18 protein-coding genes are annotated in these 20,116 nt (G+C 43.5%); 8 read left to right on the forward strand and 10 right to left on the reverse strand.

Translation table 11 applies throughout. The annotated features are described in order from the left end of the window. The first annotated feature begins 72 nt into the window (after positions 1-72). The 3 genes from purM to ACLHG7_RS00310 all read left to right on the forward strand — a co-directional run bounded on the left by purM (position 73) and on the right by ACLHG7_RS00310 (position 3,663). A complete protein-coding gene (purM, locus tag ACLHG7_RS00300) occupies positions 73-1,167 on the forward strand; it encodes a phosphoribosylformylglycinamidine cyclo-ligase (RefSeq protein WP_410209103.1) in 1,095 nt (364 codons plus the stop codon). Continuing rightward, a complete protein-coding gene (gene purN / locus ACLHG7_RS00305; RefSeq protein ID WP_410209104.1) occupies positions 1,164-1,805 on the forward strand; it encodes a phosphoribosylglycinamide formyltransferase in 642 nt (213 codons plus the stop codon). Before purM ends, purN begins: the two co-directional genes overlap by 4 nt. A 142-nt stretch (positions 1,806-1,947) precedes the next feature. Further along, complete coding sequence (locus ACLHG7_RS00310; protein WP_410209105.1) at positions 1,948-3,663, forward strand: gamma-glutamyltransferase family protein; 1,716 nt, start codon at positions 1,948-1,950, stop codon at positions 3,661-3,663. A 158-nt stretch (positions 3,664-3,821) separates the two neighbouring features. On the opposite strand, the gene ACLHG7_RS00315 is transcribed toward ACLHG7_RS00310, so the two are convergent. Further along, positions 3,822-4,415 (reverse strand): GNAT family N-acetyltransferase, encoded by a 594-nt coding sequence (locus ACLHG7_RS00315; RefSeq protein WP_410209106.1) that lies wholly within the window; start codon positions 4,413-4,415, stop codon positions 3,822-3,824. 100 nt (positions 4,416-4,515) lie between these two features. On the opposite strand from ACLHG7_RS00315, the gene ilvA reads away from it, so the two are divergent. Both ilvA and ACLHG7_RS00325 read left to right on the forward strand, forming a co-directional pair. Further along, the gene (ilvA, locus tag ACLHG7_RS00320; protein ID WP_410209107.1) at positions 4,516-6,051 is read left to right on the forward strand and encodes a threonine ammonia-lyase, biosynthetic; all 1,536 of its coding nucleotides are present in this window, start codon (positions 4,516-4,518) and stop codon (positions 6,049-6,051) included. 214 nt (positions 6,052-6,265) lie between these two features. Beyond that, a complete protein-coding gene (locus ACLHG7_RS00325) occupies positions 6,266-6,748 on the forward strand; it encodes a peptidylprolyl isomerase (RefSeq protein WP_410209108.1) in 483 nt (160 codons plus the stop codon). Between the two features lie 81 nt (positions 6,749-6,829). Here the strand turns inward: ACLHG7_RS00325 and ACLHG7_RS00330 are convergent, their stop codons facing one another. Then, entirely contained in the window at positions 6,830-7,690 is an 861-nt protein-coding gene (locus ACLHG7_RS00330) for a MaoC family dehydratase (protein WP_410209109.1), read from the reverse strand. A 183-nt stretch (positions 7,691-7,873) separates the two neighbouring features. Then, on the reverse strand, positions 7,874-9,265 hold the full coding sequence (locus ACLHG7_RS00335) for a 3-oxoacyl-ACP reductase (RefSeq protein ID WP_410209110.1): 1,392 nt from the start codon (positions 9,263-9,265) through the stop codon (positions 7,874-7,876). Between the two features lie 524 nt (positions 9,266-9,789). Here ACLHG7_RS00335 and ACLHG7_RS00340 point away from each other — a divergent pair. Further along, on the forward strand, positions 9,790-11,388 hold the full coding sequence (locus ACLHG7_RS00340) for an acetyl-CoA C-acetyltransferase (protein WP_410209111.1): 1,599 nt from the start codon (positions 9,790-9,792) through the stop codon (positions 11,386-11,388). A gap of 271 nt (positions 11,389-11,659) precedes the next feature. After that, entirely contained in the window at positions 11,660-11,821 is a 162-nt protein-coding gene (gene hemP, locus ACLHG7_RS00345) for a hemin uptake protein HemP (protein WP_114898965.1), read from the forward strand. Positions 11,822-11,853: 32 nt separating this feature from the next. On the opposite strand, the gene ACLHG7_RS00350 is transcribed toward hemP, so the two are convergent. From ACLHG7_RS00350 to ACLHG7_RS00375, 6 genes are all read right to left on the reverse strand, one after another. After that, the gene (locus ACLHG7_RS00350) at positions 11,854-12,447 is read right to left on the reverse strand and encodes a hypothetical protein (RefSeq protein ID WP_410209112.1); all 594 of its coding nucleotides are present in this window, start codon (positions 12,445-12,447) and stop codon (positions 11,854-11,856) included. A 125-nt stretch (positions 12,448-12,572) separates the two neighbouring features. After that, the gene (locus ACLHG7_RS00355) at positions 12,573-13,736 is read right to left on the reverse strand and encodes an MFS transporter (protein ID WP_410209113.1); all 1,164 of its coding nucleotides are present in this window, start codon (positions 13,734-13,736) and stop codon (positions 12,573-12,575) included. A 43-nt stretch (positions 13,737-13,779) separates the two neighbouring features. Next, positions 13,780-14,985 carry an acyltransferase family protein gene (locus tag ACLHG7_RS00360; protein ID WP_410209114.1) on the reverse strand — a complete coding sequence of 402 codons (1,206 nt, stop codon included), beginning with the start codon at positions 14,983-14,985 and terminating at the stop codon, positions 13,780-13,782. 83 nt (positions 14,986-15,068) lie between these two features. After that, a complete protein-coding gene (gene aroC / locus ACLHG7_RS00365) occupies positions 15,069-16,169 on the reverse strand; it encodes a chorismate synthase (RefSeq protein ID WP_410209115.1) in 1,101 nt (366 codons plus the stop codon). 77 nt (positions 16,170-16,246) lie between these two features. Then, entirely contained in the window at positions 16,247-17,266 is a 1,020-nt protein-coding gene (gene prmB / locus ACLHG7_RS00370; protein ID WP_410209116.1) for a 50S ribosomal protein L3 N(5)-glutamine methyltransferase, read from the reverse strand. 219 nt (positions 17,267-17,485) lie between these two features. Beyond that, entirely contained in the window at positions 17,486-17,731 is a 246-nt protein-coding gene (locus tag ACLHG7_RS00375) for a hypothetical protein (protein ID WP_410209117.1), read from the reverse strand. A gap of 283 nt (positions 17,732-18,014) precedes the next feature. Between ACLHG7_RS00375 and ACLHG7_RS00380 the strand changes: the two genes are divergently transcribed. Then, a complete protein-coding gene (locus ACLHG7_RS00380) occupies positions 18,015-19,040 on the forward strand; it encodes a type II asparaginase (RefSeq protein WP_410209343.1) in 1,026 nt (341 codons plus the stop codon). A 60-nt stretch (positions 19,041-19,100) separates the two neighbouring features. On the opposite strand, the gene ACLHG7_RS00385 is transcribed toward ACLHG7_RS00380, so the two are convergent. Further along, the gene (locus tag ACLHG7_RS00385; RefSeq protein ID WP_410209118.1) at positions 19,101-19,892 is read right to left on the reverse strand and encodes a fatty acid desaturase CarF family protein; all 792 of its coding nucleotides are present in this window, start codon (positions 19,890-19,892) and stop codon (positions 19,101-19,103) included. Positions 19,893-20,116: the final 224 nt, after the last annotated feature.

The raw sequence follows: 20,116 nt of genomic DNA on the forward strand, positions 1-20,116 counted from the left end.
AAAACTCATCCTAATGACGTAATCTGACTCACATTCACAGTATAATCTGCGGGCTTATGTGGAGAGCTTGCTATGACAACATCAACCCCTATTTTACCTCAAGATACATCAACAACAGGCTCTACCTCACTGAGCTACAAAGATGCGGGGGTCGATATTGAAGCAGGCGACCATCTGGTCGATCGCATCAAATCCGTTGCAAAGCGGACCATGCGTCCAGAAGTCATGGGTGGTTTGGGCGGTTTTGGAGCGTTGTGTCGCATCCCTAAAGGCTACAATGAGCCTGTACTCGTTTCAGGCACTGACGGCGTGGGCACAAAACTCCGCCTTGCATTACAATTAAATCGTCACGACACCATTGGTATCGACTTAGTCGCGATGTGCGTTAACGATCTTCTCGTATGTGGTGCTGAACCTCTTTTCTTCTTAGACTATTATGCGACGGGTCATTTGAATGTCGATGTCGCCGCTAATGTCGTGACCGGAATTGGTGAAGGATGCCTGCAAGCTGGCTGTGCACTTGTTGGCGGAGAAACTGCCGAAATGCCTGGCATGTACGAAGGTGAAGATTACGACTTGGCTGGATTTTCAGTTGGCGTAGTCGAGCACGACAACATCATCGATGGCAAAAAAGTTAAAGCGGGCGATGTGCTGATTGGTTTAGCCTCAAGTGGTGCACATTCAAACGGTTATTCATTAATTCGTAAGATTATCGAATTTAGTGGTGCCGCATTAGACGAGCCAGTTGGAGGGAAACCCCTTGCAGATGTCGTCATGACCCCTACCCGTATCTATGTTAAAAATCTATTACAACTGGCAAAAAACGTCGATATTCATGCGATGGCACATATCACTGGTGGTGGTCTGCCAGGTAACCTCCCTCGCGTATTACCGAATGGTACACGTGCGGTCGTTGATACCAAGTCTTGGGAATGGCCGGCTTTATTTAGCTGGTTACAAGCCAAAGGCAACGTCGATACTTACGAAATGTATCGCACATTCAATTGCGGTGTTGGGATGATTGTTGTGGTTGCTGAAGCCGATGTGCAAACCACCCTTGATCAACTGACTGCTGCTGGTGAAAAAGCTTGGGTCATGGGGCACATTGAAGCTGATGCCGCATCTACTGTTGATGCTAGTGATCAAATTCGAGTGAACCTCATTTGACCAACAGAATTGTTGTACTCGTTTCTGGTAATGGCAGTAATCTGCAGGCCCTGATTGATTCCTGTCAAACGGGGCGAATTCGGGCAGAAATTGTTGGCGTGATTAGCAATGTACCGCATGCTTATGCGCTAGAGCGTGCACGTTTAGCTAATATTCCGACGCAAGTGATTGATCATCGGAAGTATCCTGATCGCGCCGCCTTTGAGGCGGAGATGAGTCGTGTTCTACAAGAGTGGCAGGTGGGACTTATTGTGCTGGCTGGTTTTATGCGGGTTCTCACCCCTGCATTTGTTAATCGCTTCAGTGGGCAAATGATTAACATTCACCCATCACTGCTTCCAGCCTATCGTGGGTTGCATACGCATGCTCGAGTGCTTGCCACGGGTGACAAAATGCATGGATGTTCCATACACTTTGTCACTGCTGAGCTTGATGCTGGTGCAATCATTGCTCAGGCTATAACTCATGTGGCGCCAAATGATACTCTCGAGACTTTAACACAAGAAGTACAAGAGCTTGAGCATCATCTCTATCCCTTAGTCGTGGCCTGGATTGCTGCAGGACGTATTGCCTTACTGGGCAATAAAGTCTATCTGGATGGTCAAGAGCTACAAGATCCAATCCGAATCTGCCTTTAACTTCTAGTCATTACCATCCGTTCGCACTCTTTTTAATCAATCACTGACTTGTAGTAGAAATGTCTCTATACAAGTCAGTACTCGCATCCGCAATACATCTTCAGTTAATCTTAAGCAATCCCTGTGCTTAAGACTAACCTCTATGAGAAAATTTCTTTTCGTACTTCCCTTATTTTTTGTCTACCACACCAGCCAAGCCTACAGCAATGATGCTCCACCACCTGAAGCCAGTAGTGGCCTAAAATCGGCACAATCCATCACGACGACTAAGGGGGCATGTGTCACAGCTCACCCGCTTGCAACACAAGCCTGCCAGACTGTGCTCAATCAAGGTGGCAGTGCTGCAGATGGTGCAATGGCTGCGGCTTGGATGCTGGGATTAGTCGAGCCCCAATCTTCAGGTCTCGGCGGCGGTGGGTATCTTGTGTATTTTGATGGGCATAAAACCATCGCGCTTGATGGACGAGAGACAGCGCCAAGATCCGCTAAAGAAAATCGCTTTTTAGATAGCAACGGCGCTCCCTTACCTTTCCGCCAAGCTGTAACCAATGGACTTTCTGTCGGCACCCCTGGCATGGTTCGATTGATGCAACAGATTTCTAAACAGTATGGTCAAGTAAAATGGCAAACCACACTCAAGCCTGCGATCCTAGCTGCCCAAAATGGGTTTCATGTAACCAATAGACTTCATTTACTACTGAACGTTGACCCTAGCCTACGGCAATCCAATGCAGCCTCAGTTTTTTATCCAAACGAGCAACCGCTTGCTGTTGGAACGCTCTATAAAAATCCTGCATATGCCCAAACTTTACAAGGTATTAGCCAAAAAGGACCTGAGTATTTTTATCAAGGTAAATTGCGTACAGCAATTCTTACCGCTGCTAACACTCAAGGAAGCGACCTTACTCCCCAAGATTTTAATCAATATAAGATTGTTACAAGTAACGCTGTATGTAAAGTAATTACGACATACCAGGTCTGTAGTGCTCCTCCGTCATCTTCTGGTGGTATCACCGTTATTCAAATACTCAGTTTGCTGCACGGAGAACTGCCTAAAGACCCGATTTCCGCAGTCACTTACCTCACCAATGCATCTCGTCTCGCTTTTGCCGATCGTGATGAATACATTGCAGATCCAGCTTTTGAAAAGGTTCCCTCCACTCAGTTATTAGACGCTAATTATCTGCAAAAACGATCAATGCTTGCTACTGGAGAACATCTGAATCAAGTAACCGCTGGCTTAGGTAGCCGCCAACCATCCTTGGAGGGCGTTGATGCACCGAATACGAGTCATATCAGCGTTGTAGATTCCAAAGGTCGCGCAGCCAGTATGACCATGTCTATTGAGAGTGCTTTTGGTTCCAATATTTGGGTGAAAGAAGGGGGATTCTTCCTTAATAATGAACTCACTGACTTTTCATTTGCGCCAACCAATAAAGGCATTCCAGTGGCGAATCGTGTACAAGGCGGTAAGCGACCCCGTTCCAGCATGGCGCCGACTCTATTGTTGAATGCTCAAGGTACTCAAGTTCAGGGCGTATTGGGTTCACCCGGTGGTAGTCAGATCATCGGCTATGTTGCGCAGGCCACTCTAGATTTATTGGGTGGGAAAACGGTGCAACAAACGCTGGATACACCACATGTTCTTCGCCGTGGTGATAGCACGGAACTGGAGCAAGGTCGCTTTGATGATGCCTTTAAACAATCATTGGTAAAAGCAGGCCATATCGTAAAAGAAGGTGATATGACCAGTGGTCTGGCAATTATCTGGCGGACTAATGAGGGTTGGGTTGCTGGAGCAGATCCGAGACGCGAAGGGATTGCATTGGCTCAGAAAGATGAAGTGAAGGTGCATTAGTGAGATGTTCATCGGAATTAATTGTTTCTGAAGTCCGCATTTTCAATCGGCAGAATCAACAATAGTCACAAGATGGCTCACCTCAAATGAAGTGAGCTTTTTACCCGTCGTGCTCTTGTTGCTCTACTGAAAACAATCATTTAAAAAGGAATTCTTATTTAACGATACCTTTTTAACAAATACTCTAAGTGCGCCTTCACTTCCCGCCACTCTCCTTGAGTCACGCTATACATCACTGTATCGCGAATGGTCCCATCTCGGCGCAGTGCATGTCCCCGAATCACGCCATCACGTTTTGCACCTAATCGTTCAATTGCTCGCTGTGAAGCGTAATTATATTGATCAGTACGCCAACCAATGACATTGCAATTTAAATTTTCGAAAGCATGCGTCATCAACAGAAGTTTACATGTGGTATTCACATGAGTACGTTGAGTAGATTTGGCATACCACGTATATCCGATCTCAATACGTCGGATTTCTGGAAGAATATCATGATAACTGGTTGTTCCTAATACCTGACCACTCGACACATCAGTTACCACAAAAGCAAATCGCTTGCCCTCTTGTCTTTGTGCTAAAGCTGACTCTATATAAGCAAGTGTTTGGTCTGGTTCGGGCACGGAAGTCACACGGATATTCCATAACTCACCATCGGCCGCTGCTGCGCGCAGGGCACTTTCATGCTCGACACCTAAAGGGATAAGCTTGATCCCATTTGCCTCAAGGGTCACTTCCGAAACAAATACCATTACCAAATCCTTTGCAATTTAACGTACTAACCTTAGCACATCTACTGCAAAATCAGATTACAATACTCGATTGACTGATTTAATTCGAAACAGGTTTGACATGCTGGCACACTGGGTAAGACGCATCCTCCAAGCAACCGTATATGACGTTGCAATTGAATCACCGCTCGACGCTGCACCACGACTTTCTGCTCGCTTCAATAATAATATTCTACTGAAGCGCGAAGATCTGCAGCCAGTTTTTTCTTTTAAGCTTCGCGGTGCCTACAACCGAATTAGTCAACTCAGTCCGGCTGAGCGCGCTCGCGGTGTCATTACCGCATCTGCAGGAAATCATGCTCAGGGTGTCGCATTCTCAGGCCAAAAGCTTGGCATTGATACATTGATCGTCATGCCTCAGACCACACCCGACATTAAAGTTAGCGCTGTTAAACGCTTAGGTGGCAATGTCATCCTGCATGGAGATAGCTTTGACGTTGCCTATCGCTATGCACTTCTTCGTGCTGAGCAGGATAATCGCGTCTACATCCCCCCATACGACGATGAACTCGTTATTGCAGGTCAAGGCACCATTGCGATGGAAATGCTTCGCCAATATCGCAATCTAGACTATGTATTTGTGGCCGTCGGTGGTGGCGGACTTATCGCAGGTATTGCAGCTTATCTAGGTGAAGTCGCTCCACATGTCAAAGTCATTGCTGTTGAGTCTAATGAATCAGCTTGTTTAAAACTTGCACTGGATACAGGTGAGCGCGGAACCTTACCTTTGGTGGGTTTATTTGCCGATGGCGTGGCTGTGGCTCAAATTGGAGAGCTCCCGTTTGATGTCGTACGACTGCCTAAATCCGATGGTTCAGGTCCAGTAGTTGAACCCGATGTTGTTACATGTAGCACTGATGAAATCTGTGCAGCAATCAAAGATGTGTTTGAGGAAAACCGAAGCATTGTTGAGCCCGCTGGAGCTTTGGCCGTTGCCGGAATGAAGAAATTCATTGAGCAACATGGAATTACCAACAAAAATATGGCGGCCATAGTTTGTGGCGCCAATATGAATTTTGATCGCTTGCGTTATATCTCTGAGCGCACTGAACTCGGTGAAGGCCGCGAGGCTATATTTGCCGTAAGCATTCCAGAAACGATTGGCGCATTCCTTGAGTTCTGTCGCACCCTACAGGGTCGGTCAATTACAGAGTTCAACTATCGTTATAACGGTAATGCCCTAGCCCAAGTCTTTGTGGGTATCGGCCTTAAAAATGGTGTTGTCGAACGCCAAGAGATTAACGATATTTTGACCAACAAATCCTATACTGTGGATGATTTGTCTGATGATGAAATTGCAAAACTGCATATCCGTCATCTTATCGGCGGTCATGCGGGATTGTCTGATGAACGCCTGTTCCGATTTGAATTTCCAGAGCGTCCCAATGCTTTCCTCTCCTTCTTGGAAAAACTTGGGCAGGATCTGAATATTTCATTATTCCATTATCGCAATCATGGCGCTGCCGATGGACGTGTATTGGTCGGCTTGCAGACTGGTACTCGTACACCAGAGCAACTGACTCAGATCCTAGACGCGATTGGTTATCCGTATAGTGATATTACTGACAATGTTGGGTATCGCTTGTTTTTGAAGTGATTAAAACTATATTAACTACATATATGATGCCCTTCTGCTGAAGGGCATCATTTTATAAAAAGAATAATGGGTTAAAGGGCTACATTTAATCCTTAAGATGCGCACTTTTAGACTTTTTTCAGTAGAACTGTAGCTTTTTTATTGGCAAGTAAAGAGATTTTAATCAAAACCAGTTATTATATGCGCTTCTATTTCTCAGCTTGGATTGACTTGCATGTCCACCATTCAAAATGACTCCGTAGTGACGTTTCACTATACACTTACAAACGCCGCTGGTGATGTACTCGACAAGTCAGAAGGCGAGCCACTGGTTTACCTGCATGGCGCACATAACATCGTTCCTGGTTTAGAGAACGAACTGGCAGGTAAGACTGTTGGTGACAAATTCAAAGTAACTGTTGAGCCAGAACTCGGCTATGGCGATTACCAAGCAGAATTGGTACAAGAAGTTCCACGCAACATGTTTCAGGGCGTAGATGACATTCAAGTTGGTATGCAATTCCAAGCACAAACCGATGATGGCGTTCAAGTCGTGACCGTAAAAGACGTTACACCAGAACTCGTTATCGTTGATGCAAACCATCCCTTGGCTGGTCAAGCACTGACATTTGATGTTGAAGTTGTCGGCATTCGTGCGGCATCTGCAGAAGAACTGGAACATGGTCATGCACACGGTGCAGGTGGTCATCACCACTAAGCAATGATTGCAAAATCATCGTAAAAAAAACCGCTGATCATATCAGCGGTTTTTTTATATTTTACTCTGAATAAGCAGTACTTAGCGTGCAGTCAATGTACCAACCAAATGCGGTTTTCCATCTTTAGCATCAGTCAATTCAAATGTGGTCACTTTCGCTTTTTTCTGAGCATGCAAATGAACTTTTCCTGGCAAGAAGACTGGCAGCTTGAACTGTACATCCAGGAAATAAGCAGGTGGCAACTCACCCAAAGCCGCAACTGAGCGAGCCTTAGTCCACATACCATGAGCAATGGCACGTTTAAAGCCAAATGCTTGGGCTGTAAATTTATGGATGTGAATGAAGTTGAAGTCACCACTAACTTTGGCATAACGACGACCTAAGTCTTCAGGTAAATCAAAGTCCACATTGATATCACCGGCCTTCTGGGTCAGACGCGCCTCTTTAGGCTTGCTCTTGTCTACGACTACATCCGATTTACCGCGTGCTAAATAGTATGCAACACTTTCCCATACTACTTCGTTGTTTACTTTAGCTGTTGAAATAAAAGTAAATAGCTTGCCCTTCTCATGCGGAGTAATTTCGCCAAAACGTGTAGACAATTGAATCGTGTCATTCACACTGACCGGTTTGAATTGCTCTACCGTATTACGGATATGCACAATACCGAGAATTGGGAATGGGAATGCCTCATTAACCATGAGCGCTAATTGCAAGGTCATTGCACGAATGCCGAGATATAACGGTGGCAAGGTTTCTAAATTTGGATAGCCACAAATCTTGTTATATGCATTCAAATGTTCACGATCAATCTTCAGTTTCGTGACCGTGTATTCTGCTTCTGGCAGCGTCTTATATGGATTCTTTTTAATTGTACTGAGCGCAACTTTAGCGAATAAACCGATCGGGTTTGGAATGCTTTCAAAAGTACGATTTGGCATAATAATGCTCGTTTATGATGTGAATGTTAAAAGTAAAACTACTGAGAAATCTTCAAAATAATCGAATAATAGATCATCTTCATATAACTAAAAAAACGCCGCACATTTTTTCAAAAAAGCACGGCGTCTCGATAGTTATTGACTTGAATTATTTAAAACAATCAAGTCTATGGAAATAACCAATTATGCACCGAGCAAGCTCTGACCACATACACGGACAACGTTACCATTCAAACCGCCAGATGCAGGATTTGCGAACCAAGCGATCGCTTCTGCCACATCTACAGGCTGTCCACCTTGCGCCATTGAGTTCATGCGACGGCCTGCTTCACGGATCTGCAGAGGAATCGCTGCAGTCATGGCTGTTTCAATAAAACCAGGTGCTACCGCATTGATCGTAATCCCACTTTTAAGGGTTGGCGCAACAGATTGCACTAAACCGATCACACCAGCTTTGGATGCGCCGTAGTTGGTTTGACCCAAGTTACCTGCGATACCACTGATTGATGAAACACAAATGATGCGTGCGTTATCATTGAATGCTTTACTTTCAAGCAAGTAGTCATTGATGCGCTCTTCGCTTGATAGATTGATGTTCAACACTAAATTCCATTGCGAATCTTTCATATTGGCCAGCATTTTGTCACGTGTTACGCCAGCGTTGTGCACAAGAACATCTAAGCCACCGCGGTTTTGTGCGAATGCAGCAATTTTCTCACCAGCATCAGGTGCAGTGATATCTTCAGTCAATACACTACCACCGATCTCACCAGCCACACGCTGTAGGTCGGCTTCTTGTTGTGGTACGTCTAGGCAGATTACATGTGCGCCATCACGTGCTAACGTACGTGCAATCGCTTCACCGATACCACGGCTTGCACCGGTTACCAGTGCTGTTTTGCCTGTTAAAGGCTTCGCCCAGTTAACTTGAATGACTTTGCCTTTAGTCACACGGGCAACCTGGCCTGAAACATACGCTGATTTTGCAGACAAGAAGAAACGTAATGTCGATTCAAGATTTGCTTCAGCACCTTTTCCAACATAAACGAGCTGTGCAGCTACACCTTTTTTGAATTCTTTACCAACTGATTTAACAAAACCTTCAAGCGCGCGCTGTGCAGTCGCTTCTTTGGTAGTTGCGGTATCTGATGGAGTGCGACCAACAACAACTACTCGACCTGATGGGAGCAATTGACGTGCGATTGGACCAAAGAAATTAAATAGTTCAACAAGCTCATCAGAGCTCTTGATGCCTGAAGCATCGAAAATGAACGCTTTAAAACGGGCTTCTTTATCGCCGCTGTTGAAGGCACGTACATTCAAACCTGATTTTGCTGCAGCTTGTTGCAATTCTGCATTATTACCGGCATAGGTATCTGCATGAATGCTGGCAAGCGTATCGCTGATTGCACCTGACAATGTTGAGCCGGGTGCCGCACCAAACAGTACCGCACCATTGATCAACGGTTTAGAGGCATCAAAACGATCTAAAACCAATGGTGATGGTAAGCCAAGATTTTTAACAAGGATTTGACCCAATGCGGAATTTGCAAAAGATTGATAGTGGTCACTCATAGCAGCTCTCGATCAAGGCGTAAAATAAAAAGCGGGTTAATAATAAGGATGAAGTCAGCACATCATACGCCATACATTCCACAATATTTTATTGAGCGTTAAACAACTCACTGAATGAATACGTCTAAGCACATCAGGAAAACTGCAAAACACATGCATGGCTGTAGGAAAGCAATTTCAACAGGCGAAACAGTATTGTAATTAGCGTCAATAAGCAATTTATCAGACATAAAAATAGCGTTTTTTGTCAAAAAAACACCAAAATAATGCTGAAAACATGTTCAAAACAACGCCACTGCAACAAATTAGTCGCTAGAATTGACCAATGCAGTTGGTAGTAGACTATTATTTTGCGTCAGCACGATGATTACTCATGCAATGCTAGCAAAACTATACGCTCACTACAGTTGCTATCTTGAAAGAAGTGTTTGGCAATCCAGCCAATTCATCTAGATGAGATTATGTTAAAGTTAGTCACTTTTTGAGATATTACAATCCTTTTTTAAAATGTACCGGAGTGAACCATGAGTCAACCTCCTAAGACGACTGCCGCAACGAAAGCGACAGCGCCTCAAACAGAAAACAGCGCAACAACAGTGACCAAAGAAACGACTGCAGCCCCAAAAACTCCAGCAAAGCCTGCAGTTCGCAAACCAGCAGCGCCGAAAGCAGCTGCCGCGGCCACGACGCCGACTGAAGCAGCTTCTGCAACCGCACCAAAGAAACCCTTACCCCGTAAACCTGCAGCTCCAAAAGCTGCAACTGCTGCGAGCACAACATCTGCTGGCGCAGTGAAAACTAGCTCTGTAAAACCCAAGGAACCTGCTATGAGCAATACCCCTGCTGTTCGCCGCGTCGCCATTTTAGGCGGTAATCGTATTCCTTTCGCGCGTTCGAACGGTGCATATTTTAACGCATCAAATAGCGACATGCTGACTGCTGCACTGAATGGTCTGATTGAACGCTTCAACCTTCAAGGTAAACGCTTAGGTGAAGTTGTTGCTGGTGCCGTATTAAAGCACAGCCGTGATTTCAACATGACCCGTGAATGTGTATTGAGCACTACTCTTTCTGCTCAAACACCAGCGACTGATTTACAACAAGCATGTGGCACAGGCCTACAATCTGCATTCACCGTTGCCAACAAGATTGCATTGGGTCAAATCGATGTCGGTATCGCTGGTGGTGTTGACACGACTTCTGATGCACCAATTTCCTTCGGTGACGGCTTACGTAAAGCAATGCTTGAAGCAAACAATGCTAAAAAGAATTCTGATTATGTTAAAGCACTGAAAAAATTAGATTTCAAAAAGCTGCTTGATGCTCCTAAAAATGGTGAGCCACGTACTGGCTTATCTATGGGTGATCATGCTGCGATTACTGCTCTTGAGTGGGGTATCACCCGCGAAGCGCAAGATGAATTGACTGCTGCAAGTCACAAAAACATGGCTGCTGCATATGACCGTGGTTTCTTTGATGATTTGATCACTCCATTCCTCACACTTACCCGTGATAACAACTTGCGTCCTGGTAGTACAGTTGAAAAACTTGCAACGCTTAAACCAGTATTCGGTAAAGGCGAAAGCGCAACAATGACTGCTGGTAATTCAACACCATTGACCGATGGCGCGTCTGTTGTATTGCTCGCTTCTGAAGAGTGGGCAAAAGCAAATGGCCATGAAGTTTTGGCTTATTTGACCTTCTCCGAAACTGCAGCTGTTGATTTCATCGGTAAAGAAGGCCCTAAAGAAGGCTTGCTCATGGCACCTGCTTACGCAGTACCGCGCATGTTGGCTCGTGCGGGAATCACACTGCAAGACTTCGATTTCTACGAAATCCATGAAGCATTTGCATCGCAAGTACTCGCAACGTTGAAAGCTTGGGAAGATCCAACATTCTGTAAAGAACGTTTAGGTTTAAGCAAGCCACTGGGCTCAATCGACCGTAGCAAATTAAATGTGAACGGTTCATCACTGGCTGCAGGTCACCCATTTGCGGCTACTGGTGGGCGTATCCTTGCTACTGCCGCTAAGATCCTGAACCAAAATGGTAAAGGTCGTGCACTGATTTCAATCTGTGCTGCTGGTGGTCAGGGCGTAGTTGCTATCGTTGAAAAACCATAAAATAAAATTTTGACTTTAATGAGATGAAGCAACATATTTAACCCGTCGATAATAAAAAATCCCTGCACTATGCAGGGATTTTTTTATTTAGATTTCGCTTAATCTTAGTATGCAAGTGTTTTATATAATTTTATTTTTAGACCATCTTTTTAAAAGAATATTAAGATTTACAAGAAAACCTCTTGTCTTATCAAATGATAATAATTATCATTACTGAATCGAAGTGAGTTTCACTTCTTAACAGTACTCTCTACTTTGCAGGATATCTATCATGAACGCACCGTTTCGATTTTTAGGTCCAAGCCAATCTGCGCTGCCTGTATTACAATCCAATAACCTTTTTGCACTAGGCCGCGAAATACGTATCCTGCATGAAGGAGAAGAATATCGCTTACGTCTTACGCGTAATAATCGTCTAATTCTAACTAAATAATAAAAAACATGGCGTAGCTCACGCAAGATGCATCAAGGCAATATCTTGCGTAGGCCAAGCTCACATTGTTGACCATCTTCTGTTGCACAAAATTTGATGTGCGCAGAATCCACCCATTTTACATATTGGCGCTGTACTTCACCACTTTGATCGACGTTGTTGCCTGAACAATCAGGAACATTACTATCATACTGAATAGCCATGGTTAACAATGGCAGCGTTGTGGCCATTGCCTCGGCATCGGGAAGCTGATAAACATACTTACCTAGACTCCACTCTTCAGCACTTTTAACCACGAAGAGACCATCTTCTCTGAAGTTATAATATTCCACACAGGAAACCTGTGGAATGGTCATTGCCCATAAACCTGCAATGAGCGGACGGCTAACCAACTCAATATTATTTTTCACTGTTGGACGCTGGGGCTTTGGCGAAACTGCCATATCATTTAGATTGGTTGTTGTGGGCATTGCTACTGGTGCTTTGTCTGCAGCATAAACAGCAGAGCTGAATAATACTCCACTAAACAATAGCGCATGCATAAAACCAAGCTTAAGTCCCTGTACAGAGTGACCAAACAATACGGACTGAGCAAGAAGAGGTTGTACAGATGAATAAGGTCGCATATCTTGTGGCATCGCAATAAATTTTCAGGTGGATGGAATACGATTTCTCTTAGATCAAGAGTGCAGTGTAGACCCTATCGGCGTCAAGTAGATTTTGTTGGTGACATGTGTGTATTGTTTTGTCATCACAGCATTTTTTTCGGAATATTACGAATTCCAAGCAGACCACAAAGCACAATCGCAGATGCAATTGCAAAAACCCATTGTCCACCAAATCGATCCCAAACTTGCCCTGCCAAAATAGAGCCAATGGCAACACCCAGCCCCCAGAGCATACTATAAAGTGCCTGTGCTCGCCCCTGTTGATCCGCCTTAAACTCACTAAAAATTAATCGCATTGCAATCGATTGAAATAAAGCAAAACTAAAAGCATGAATCGATTGAGCTAGCACTTGGATGGACAAAAATATTGGAAATGCAGCGACTAAAGTCCAGCGCAAAGCAGTCAGCGTTAAGCAGATTGCAATCGCAGTTCGCCCATTTAAATATGCAAGTAACTTCGCACTCTGGGTAAACATCAATACTTCAGCAAAGACTCCTACGGACCACAGCAACCCAATCGTTGAAGTGCTGTAACCATAAGCTTTTAAGTAATTTGAATAAAAACTATAAAAAGGTGCATGCGACAATAGCAGCAGAAAATGAATGACAAAGAAGCCCCAAATAATGGGCTTTTTAAGTGCTGGAATCAACGAAGAAGGACGCATTGTCTTGGGCGCAGTCTGAGGCGGTTCTGCAATTATCCATGCATTGATAACCGCAATAATGGCCAATATAATCATCACGATTGGCAATGTCGTGATCAAATGCCATTTAAACCACCACCCTAAACCTACTACTGCTGCAATAAAACCCAATGATCCCCATAAGCGAATGATTCCATATTGATCCCTCTGCTCTCCTAGATAAAATAAAGTCACTGCTTCGTATTGCGCTAAAATCGCATTTTGAAAAAAACTATAAAAAAATAGAACAAGGATTAACCAGAGCATCGTATGAGGAATAAATAGAATCGCGACCCATGCAATCAGTTCAGCCACAATACCGAGGCGTACCCACCGCATACGGAGTCCCGAGCGATCCGCACAATATCCCCACACACTGGGTGCAATAATTCGTGAGATGACTGTGATCGCCGCAAGCCAACCGATCTGCTCCTTATTAAATCCCCGCCCTTCAAGATATAAACTCCAGTAAGGCATAAATGCGCCTACCACCGCAAAGTAGAAAAAATAGAAGCCGGATAAACGCGCTTTTATAGGGATATTAATCTGAGATGCTTGCCGCATACGAGTATGTCCCTTCATGCTCTTAATTATATTTGTAAGGTTTTTAATGTGGTTTCAGGCGCTTCATATAGCCCTTTAGCGGGATCCTTGATCGAAGCAGGTTTGAAAAATACTTGACTCGCTGCATTGCTGGCGCCTCTATCCATGTATAAGTGACAAATGAACAAACAACAAGAATTAAAGCACAGATAGAAACCACCCCCCAATACATGATTGGGGGAAAAGAAGATGCGTACCTAAAGCCCAGCAAGAACTTAAATACGATAAAGAAAATTATGCCGTGCAATAAATAGAGGCTATAACTCATTTCACCCAGAAAAATAGATAGCTTATGAGTCAGAATTCCAAATAAACTATTTCCATTGGTAATGGCTAGGAAGAAAATAAATAGAATTATCAATATAATATTAATATTCTGTTTATCCAGTAAGAAAAAAGTGCTTAGAAGCAACATCGTTAAAAAATAATCTGCAAACCTATGTTTAGCTAAAATGGTCAGGTATCGATTGCCAACAAAGACAGCGGAAACAATACCCACACCGAAATAATAAAGATGAACTATTTCAAATGGAAGGATATAGAATAAATAAAAAGTGCCTAGACTCAATAACACATAAAGCACAGGAACACGTATACCAATCAAGAAACCAAGGAGTGGCAAGGAAAAATAATAAAACCACTCGTAAGGTAACGACCATGCTACACCCGCCATAATGACCCAAGTACTCTGTACGCCATTAATATCCGGATGACCAAAAATTGTGAACCCTAGCCAGTACATGACACGATTAACAAACACAGAAAAGCTGGTAATCAAGCTAAAATTTGTCAACACCAAAATAATAAGCACTAAAACTAACATCACAAAAAAATACAGCGGGACTAAACGTAGCACTCGTGAAACAAACAACTGCGTCCAATCAATTGATTTCTTTTTCTTTATGGCATCAATCAATTTAAACGAAAATAAAAAACCCGTAATAACAAAAAATAAGGCAACGCCTATCTGTCCAAAATTGGTATATAACAGGGATGGTGGAGCTTGCCAGCGCCCATCTTTCAAGTATAAATACCAAATCGTGCTGTGATGCAGAAAAACGAAGAGCGCCAAATAACCTCGAAGCCCATCAATAGATGAGAATCGACTAGAACGACCCAATTGCAGGTTGCAATGTTTAAGCAGCGTAGATGCTGTCAATAACGCAATGAGTATTGGAAAAAATGCGAATATGGGGCTAAACGCATTCATTGGACAACCGTCTGACTATATTTCATTATTTTTAGTAACCCGCTTCCCCATAGCCTATTACAACACCCCCCAATCAGAAAGCGCTAATCAACACCTTTTGCAATCGCGTCCATCGGCGGGACCACATCAGCATTTTGTGCACGATGACGCAAGAAGTGATCCATCAAAGTTATTGCCAACATCGCCTCTGCGATCGGTGTCGCACGAACACCGACACATGGGTCATGACGACCCTTGGTGACCACTTCGATAGCCTCTCCAGCCAAATTTACACTACGGCCAGCAGTCGTGATGCTTGCTGTTGGTTTTAAAGCAATAGAAACACGAATATTTTGTCCGCTAGAAATACCGCCTAATACACCACCGGCATGGTTTGCGGTAAAGCCATCAGGAGTCATCTCATCACGGGTTTCATGCCCAAACTGGCCTGCGACAGCAAATCCATCGCCAATTTCAACACCTTTTACCGCATTGATGCTCATCATGGCATGAGCTATATCCGCATCTAGACGATCAAAGACAGGCTCACCCCAACCCACAGGTACATTTTCTGCGATAACCTCCAAACGTGCGCCACAGCTGGTGCCCTGACGACGAAGTTCGGTGACTAATGCTTCAAAACGAGGAATTGCCTCAGCATCACCACAGAAAAAGGGGTTTTGATTAACGATAGACCAATCAAGTTGCTTGGCAACTTCGTTACCAATCTGAGTCACATGGCCTCGAATCAAGATGCCAAATTTCTCAGCAAGATATTTTTTTGCAATGCTACCTGCCGCGACGCGCATTGCTGTTTCACGTGCGCTAGAGCGCCCTCCACCGCGATAATCACGAAAACCATATTTCATGGTGTAGGTATAGTCAGCATGGCCCGGGCGAAAAGTTTCGGCAATATTGCCGTAATCTTTAGATTTTTGATCGGTATTAGCGATATATAAGCCGATAGGCGTTCCTGTGGTTTTACCCTCAAAAACACCAGAAATAATCTTGACCAAGTCTTCTTCTTTGCGCTGTGTTGCAAAGCTTGATGTACCCGGCTTACGACGATCTAAGTCAATCTGTAAATCTGCTTCAGTCAAGCTTAAGTTTGGTGGAACGCCATCTACGATGGCCATTAAGCCAACACCATGCGACTCTCCGCACGTCGTTACTCGAAATAACTGTCCAATGGTATTACCAGCCATACATCTACCTGCTACATTAATTTTTTAAATTCAATTACTTTACGGTTCATCATCTAAACTAAAAAAACTTGCGATGATTACTCAGACAATGCCAAAGCCGCTATAAATTGTGCGTGGTATTGGCGACACTCACTTGCCGTCAATGCAAAAACACCTGTGCCGCCTTGTGTGAAATGCAGCCAGTGGAATGGTACTTTAGGGAATAATTGACGTAGTGCCCACTCACTATTACCCACTTCAACAACAAGTAAGCCTCGTGAAGAGAGATACTCTGGAGCTTTGACCAAAATATGTTTCACCAAATCCAATCCATCACGTCCTGCAGCCAGAGCCATTTCAGGCTCATGTAAGAACTCTTGTGGTAAATCAGCCATGTCAGAAGCATCAACATAAGGAGGATTAGACACAATGAGATCGTATTGCTGCTGGGCAGGGATTTTTTCAAAAAGATTGGATTGAATCAGCGAGACTTGATTATCTTTATTGTGGTGCTCAACATTAATTGAAGCAACTTCTAACGCATCACGAGATAAATCAGCGCCATCTACTTGAGCATCCTCAAACGCATAAGCACAAGCGATTGCAATACAGCCTGAACCAGTACAGAGATCCAAAATTCGTTCAGGAATAAAAGCTGCATCGACTACAGGAGGCAAACGATTTACGCCATCTACAGCGCCCCCTAAACCATCGGTTAATACTGGGGCAAAGCGATTTTGAATCAACTCTGCAATCGGTGAACGTGGAATTAACACACGCTCATCTACATAATATGGCTGATTACAAAAATAAGAAACGTTCAGCAAATAGCCCAATGGAATACGATCATTGATCCGTTTCGCCAGTAAATCAACAATTTGCTTTTTCTCTGACGGCAATAAGCGACTATCGAGAATCTGCTCATCTGCCGACCAATCTAAGGATAATGTCTGTAATACAAGTGCTGAACTCTCAGCAAAAAAATCCTCAGTGCCTTGTCCTAAATGCACCTCATATGCGCGTAGTGCGGTTACACCAAAGCGAATGAAATCCCGAATGGTATGCAAATTTTCGACTGCTTCGTCCAGGATTTCTCGTTCAATATTTAGCGTTTCCACACAACTCTCCTCAGATTTTGCGCAAGACTTTTATTTAAGACTTGTGACCCAAGCATTTGGGCGGCATTAAGATGGGCAAGATTGTACCGTGAATTGCTTTCACAAGGCAGTTTTTTGGCTATTTTCCTGATGTGATTTAGACCAAATACTCATTTCCAATATGATTATTTGGTCTAAATTAAAGATAGCGTAACCAGTGAGTGATGTCGAATAAGAGACTCAACCCGTTTGATCTGAAAGATTAGATGTTCGTTGTACTTCAAATCCCTTTTGCTTTTCCACTGCTTCAGCATAACTATTAGCATAGTCCAAAGCGATAAAGTCCCCTTCAGGTTTACCTAATTTAAAAATACGTCGGTTGCGCCGAAGCCGATCATCTACGGTTTCAATATGAAACTGCTTCCGATGTGGACTCCACAAAATGACATATGATTCGCTCGTAATCGAAAAATGCTCAGTAGACATAGAAACTCCTTTTATCATCTCAATAACGATAACCTACCTTCTTAGTTGTAGAGGAAACCCTGAAGAAAGGCAACACCTCCCCGAGGGAAAACAGTATTAATTGTTCTGCTTATTTTATCTTCAGCAGTACATCATGAATGGCGTTAATATTGCATACTGTATAAACCAAATGGTTAATGAAACAGACTATACACATACGAACTATCGCACCTTTAAAGATGGAGTCTTTATGATTTTTAAGTCAACCAACCCAACATGGCTTCGCGCACTGCCCTTAACACTCATGCTCGGCTTAACGAGCTTTAGCGCATGGGCAAAACCACATGTAGTCTTGGTTGCTACAGGGGGAACAATTGCGGGTGCTGGCGCATCGGCAACCAACAGCGCCACCTATCAAGCCGCCAAAGTTCCCGTTGATGACCTAATCAATGCCGTGCCTCAAATGAAGGATATTGCAGACATTGAAGGTGTACAGGCCTTTCAAATGGCTTCTGAAAGCTTTACTGACAAAGAACTTCTGAGTCTTGCACGTCAAGTCTCAGCTCTGGTCAAACGTGATGATGTCAACGGTATTGTAGTCACACATGGTACAGATACTTTAGAAGAAACAGCATTCTTCTTAAATCTTGTCGTGCACACAGACAAACCAATCGTTGTTGTTGGCTCCATGCGACCCAGTACCGCTTTATCTGCAGATGGTGCCCTCAATCTTTACGATGCTGTCGTTGTCGCTGCGAATAAAGAATCTGCTGGAAAAGGTGTTTTAGTTGCGATGAATGATGAGATCCAATCCGGTCGCGATGTCAGCAAAAGAATCAATATCCGTACCAATGCATTTGCAAGTCAATGGGGTGCACTGGGTATGGTTGTCGAAGGGAAAAGCTATTGGTTTAGACAGCCTGTTAAACGCCATACTGGACAGTCTGAATTTAATATTGATGACATCAAGGGTGATGCACTGCCCCTTGTACAAATTGTTTATGGCTCCGACTCAATGATCGCAGCGCCTTATCATGCAGCAGCCAATGCAGGCGCAAAAGCCATTATTCATGCAGGCACTGGAAATGGCTCAGTTGCAGGATACTTGGTTGATACACTTAAAAAATTACGCAGCCAAGGGATATTGATTGTACGTTCATCCCGTGTGCCTGATGGTTTTGTATTACGCAATGCTGAACAACCTGACGACAAATATGACTGGGTAGTTGCACACGACTTCAACCCCCAAAAAGCACGCTTACTCACTTCTTTAGCACTGACTAAGACCAGTGACACTAAAGAGTTACAGAGAATTTTCTGGGAGTATTGATCCAAACTATATGATTGAGCCTATCTCAGGGATAGGCTCAATTACACTCGAATAACTGCACTAGCGCGTAGTCAGCCCTTTGGCTTGTCTGGCTTTAATATACAATGCGGTATGCTGATCTGTTGTTTTTTGATAACCATGATAAAAATAAGCCGCGATCCAGTTAATCAACGGATCTGTCATACCGTTCAAAAAAGCATAATTCACATTATCTAAACGATGATGCCGCATATGATGTTTTTTAGGCAAAAGTATCCAGCACGATTGAAAAAAACGAACCGATTTTGAGTCGCTGTTATGGCACAAATAATGGGATATCTCGGCAATCGATGACCATATCGCAAAATAAACTCCTAAACCAAAAAACACCGTCGGCAAGATGCCTAATAAAAATAGACTCAGCCAAATGATTAAGAAAACTAATAGCCAGATTTTTGAGCCTGATTCATCAATATAAATCCGCCATATCGGCTTATCCTCATAGCGCGGGATATCATGATGCAGATGAAAAGACGCAATAAAGGGCCCAACAAGGGATGCGTAATGATCATTATGATCCATGTAGAGATGCACGAATCCGTTCACGAAGTCAGCCAAAACAAAAGCGGCGACGAGTACTACTATATGCCATAAAAAGTTCAAATCGAGTTGCAAAAGAATAACCAGCAATCCAACTTGTAGTGACACATTCAACCACGCGACCAACTTATTAATATTTTTATAAATAGATCGGGACTCGTAAAGTTGCATTGCGGCAGAAAACTGAACCTGTTTGAGGCTCCACTGTTTATCGTTCGAATGTTGAGCAGGTTGCTCAACATTCGGCTGAATGAGTTGTTGGATGATAGGCATGACCAAATCCACTTAAAGTTTTTTATAAATAAGATCATTGATGTTCTCTATCAGTTTAATCCCAATATCGCTTTAAACTGTGATTAATCTGTACATGAATCTGTTCAAGTAATTTAATCATTCAACATAAGCCAACAGCAAAAAATCGGCTATACTATTCCGCTTTTAATTTCACGCTTTTTTACATTTAGCCAGAATCTCAATCAAACTTAAGGAGTCTCACC

This window comes from Aquirhabdus sp. (assembly GCF_046462495.1).
In the GTDB taxonomy this organism is placed as follows: domain Bacteria; phylum Pseudomonadota; class Gammaproteobacteria; order Pseudomonadales; family Moraxellaceae; genus Aquirhabdus.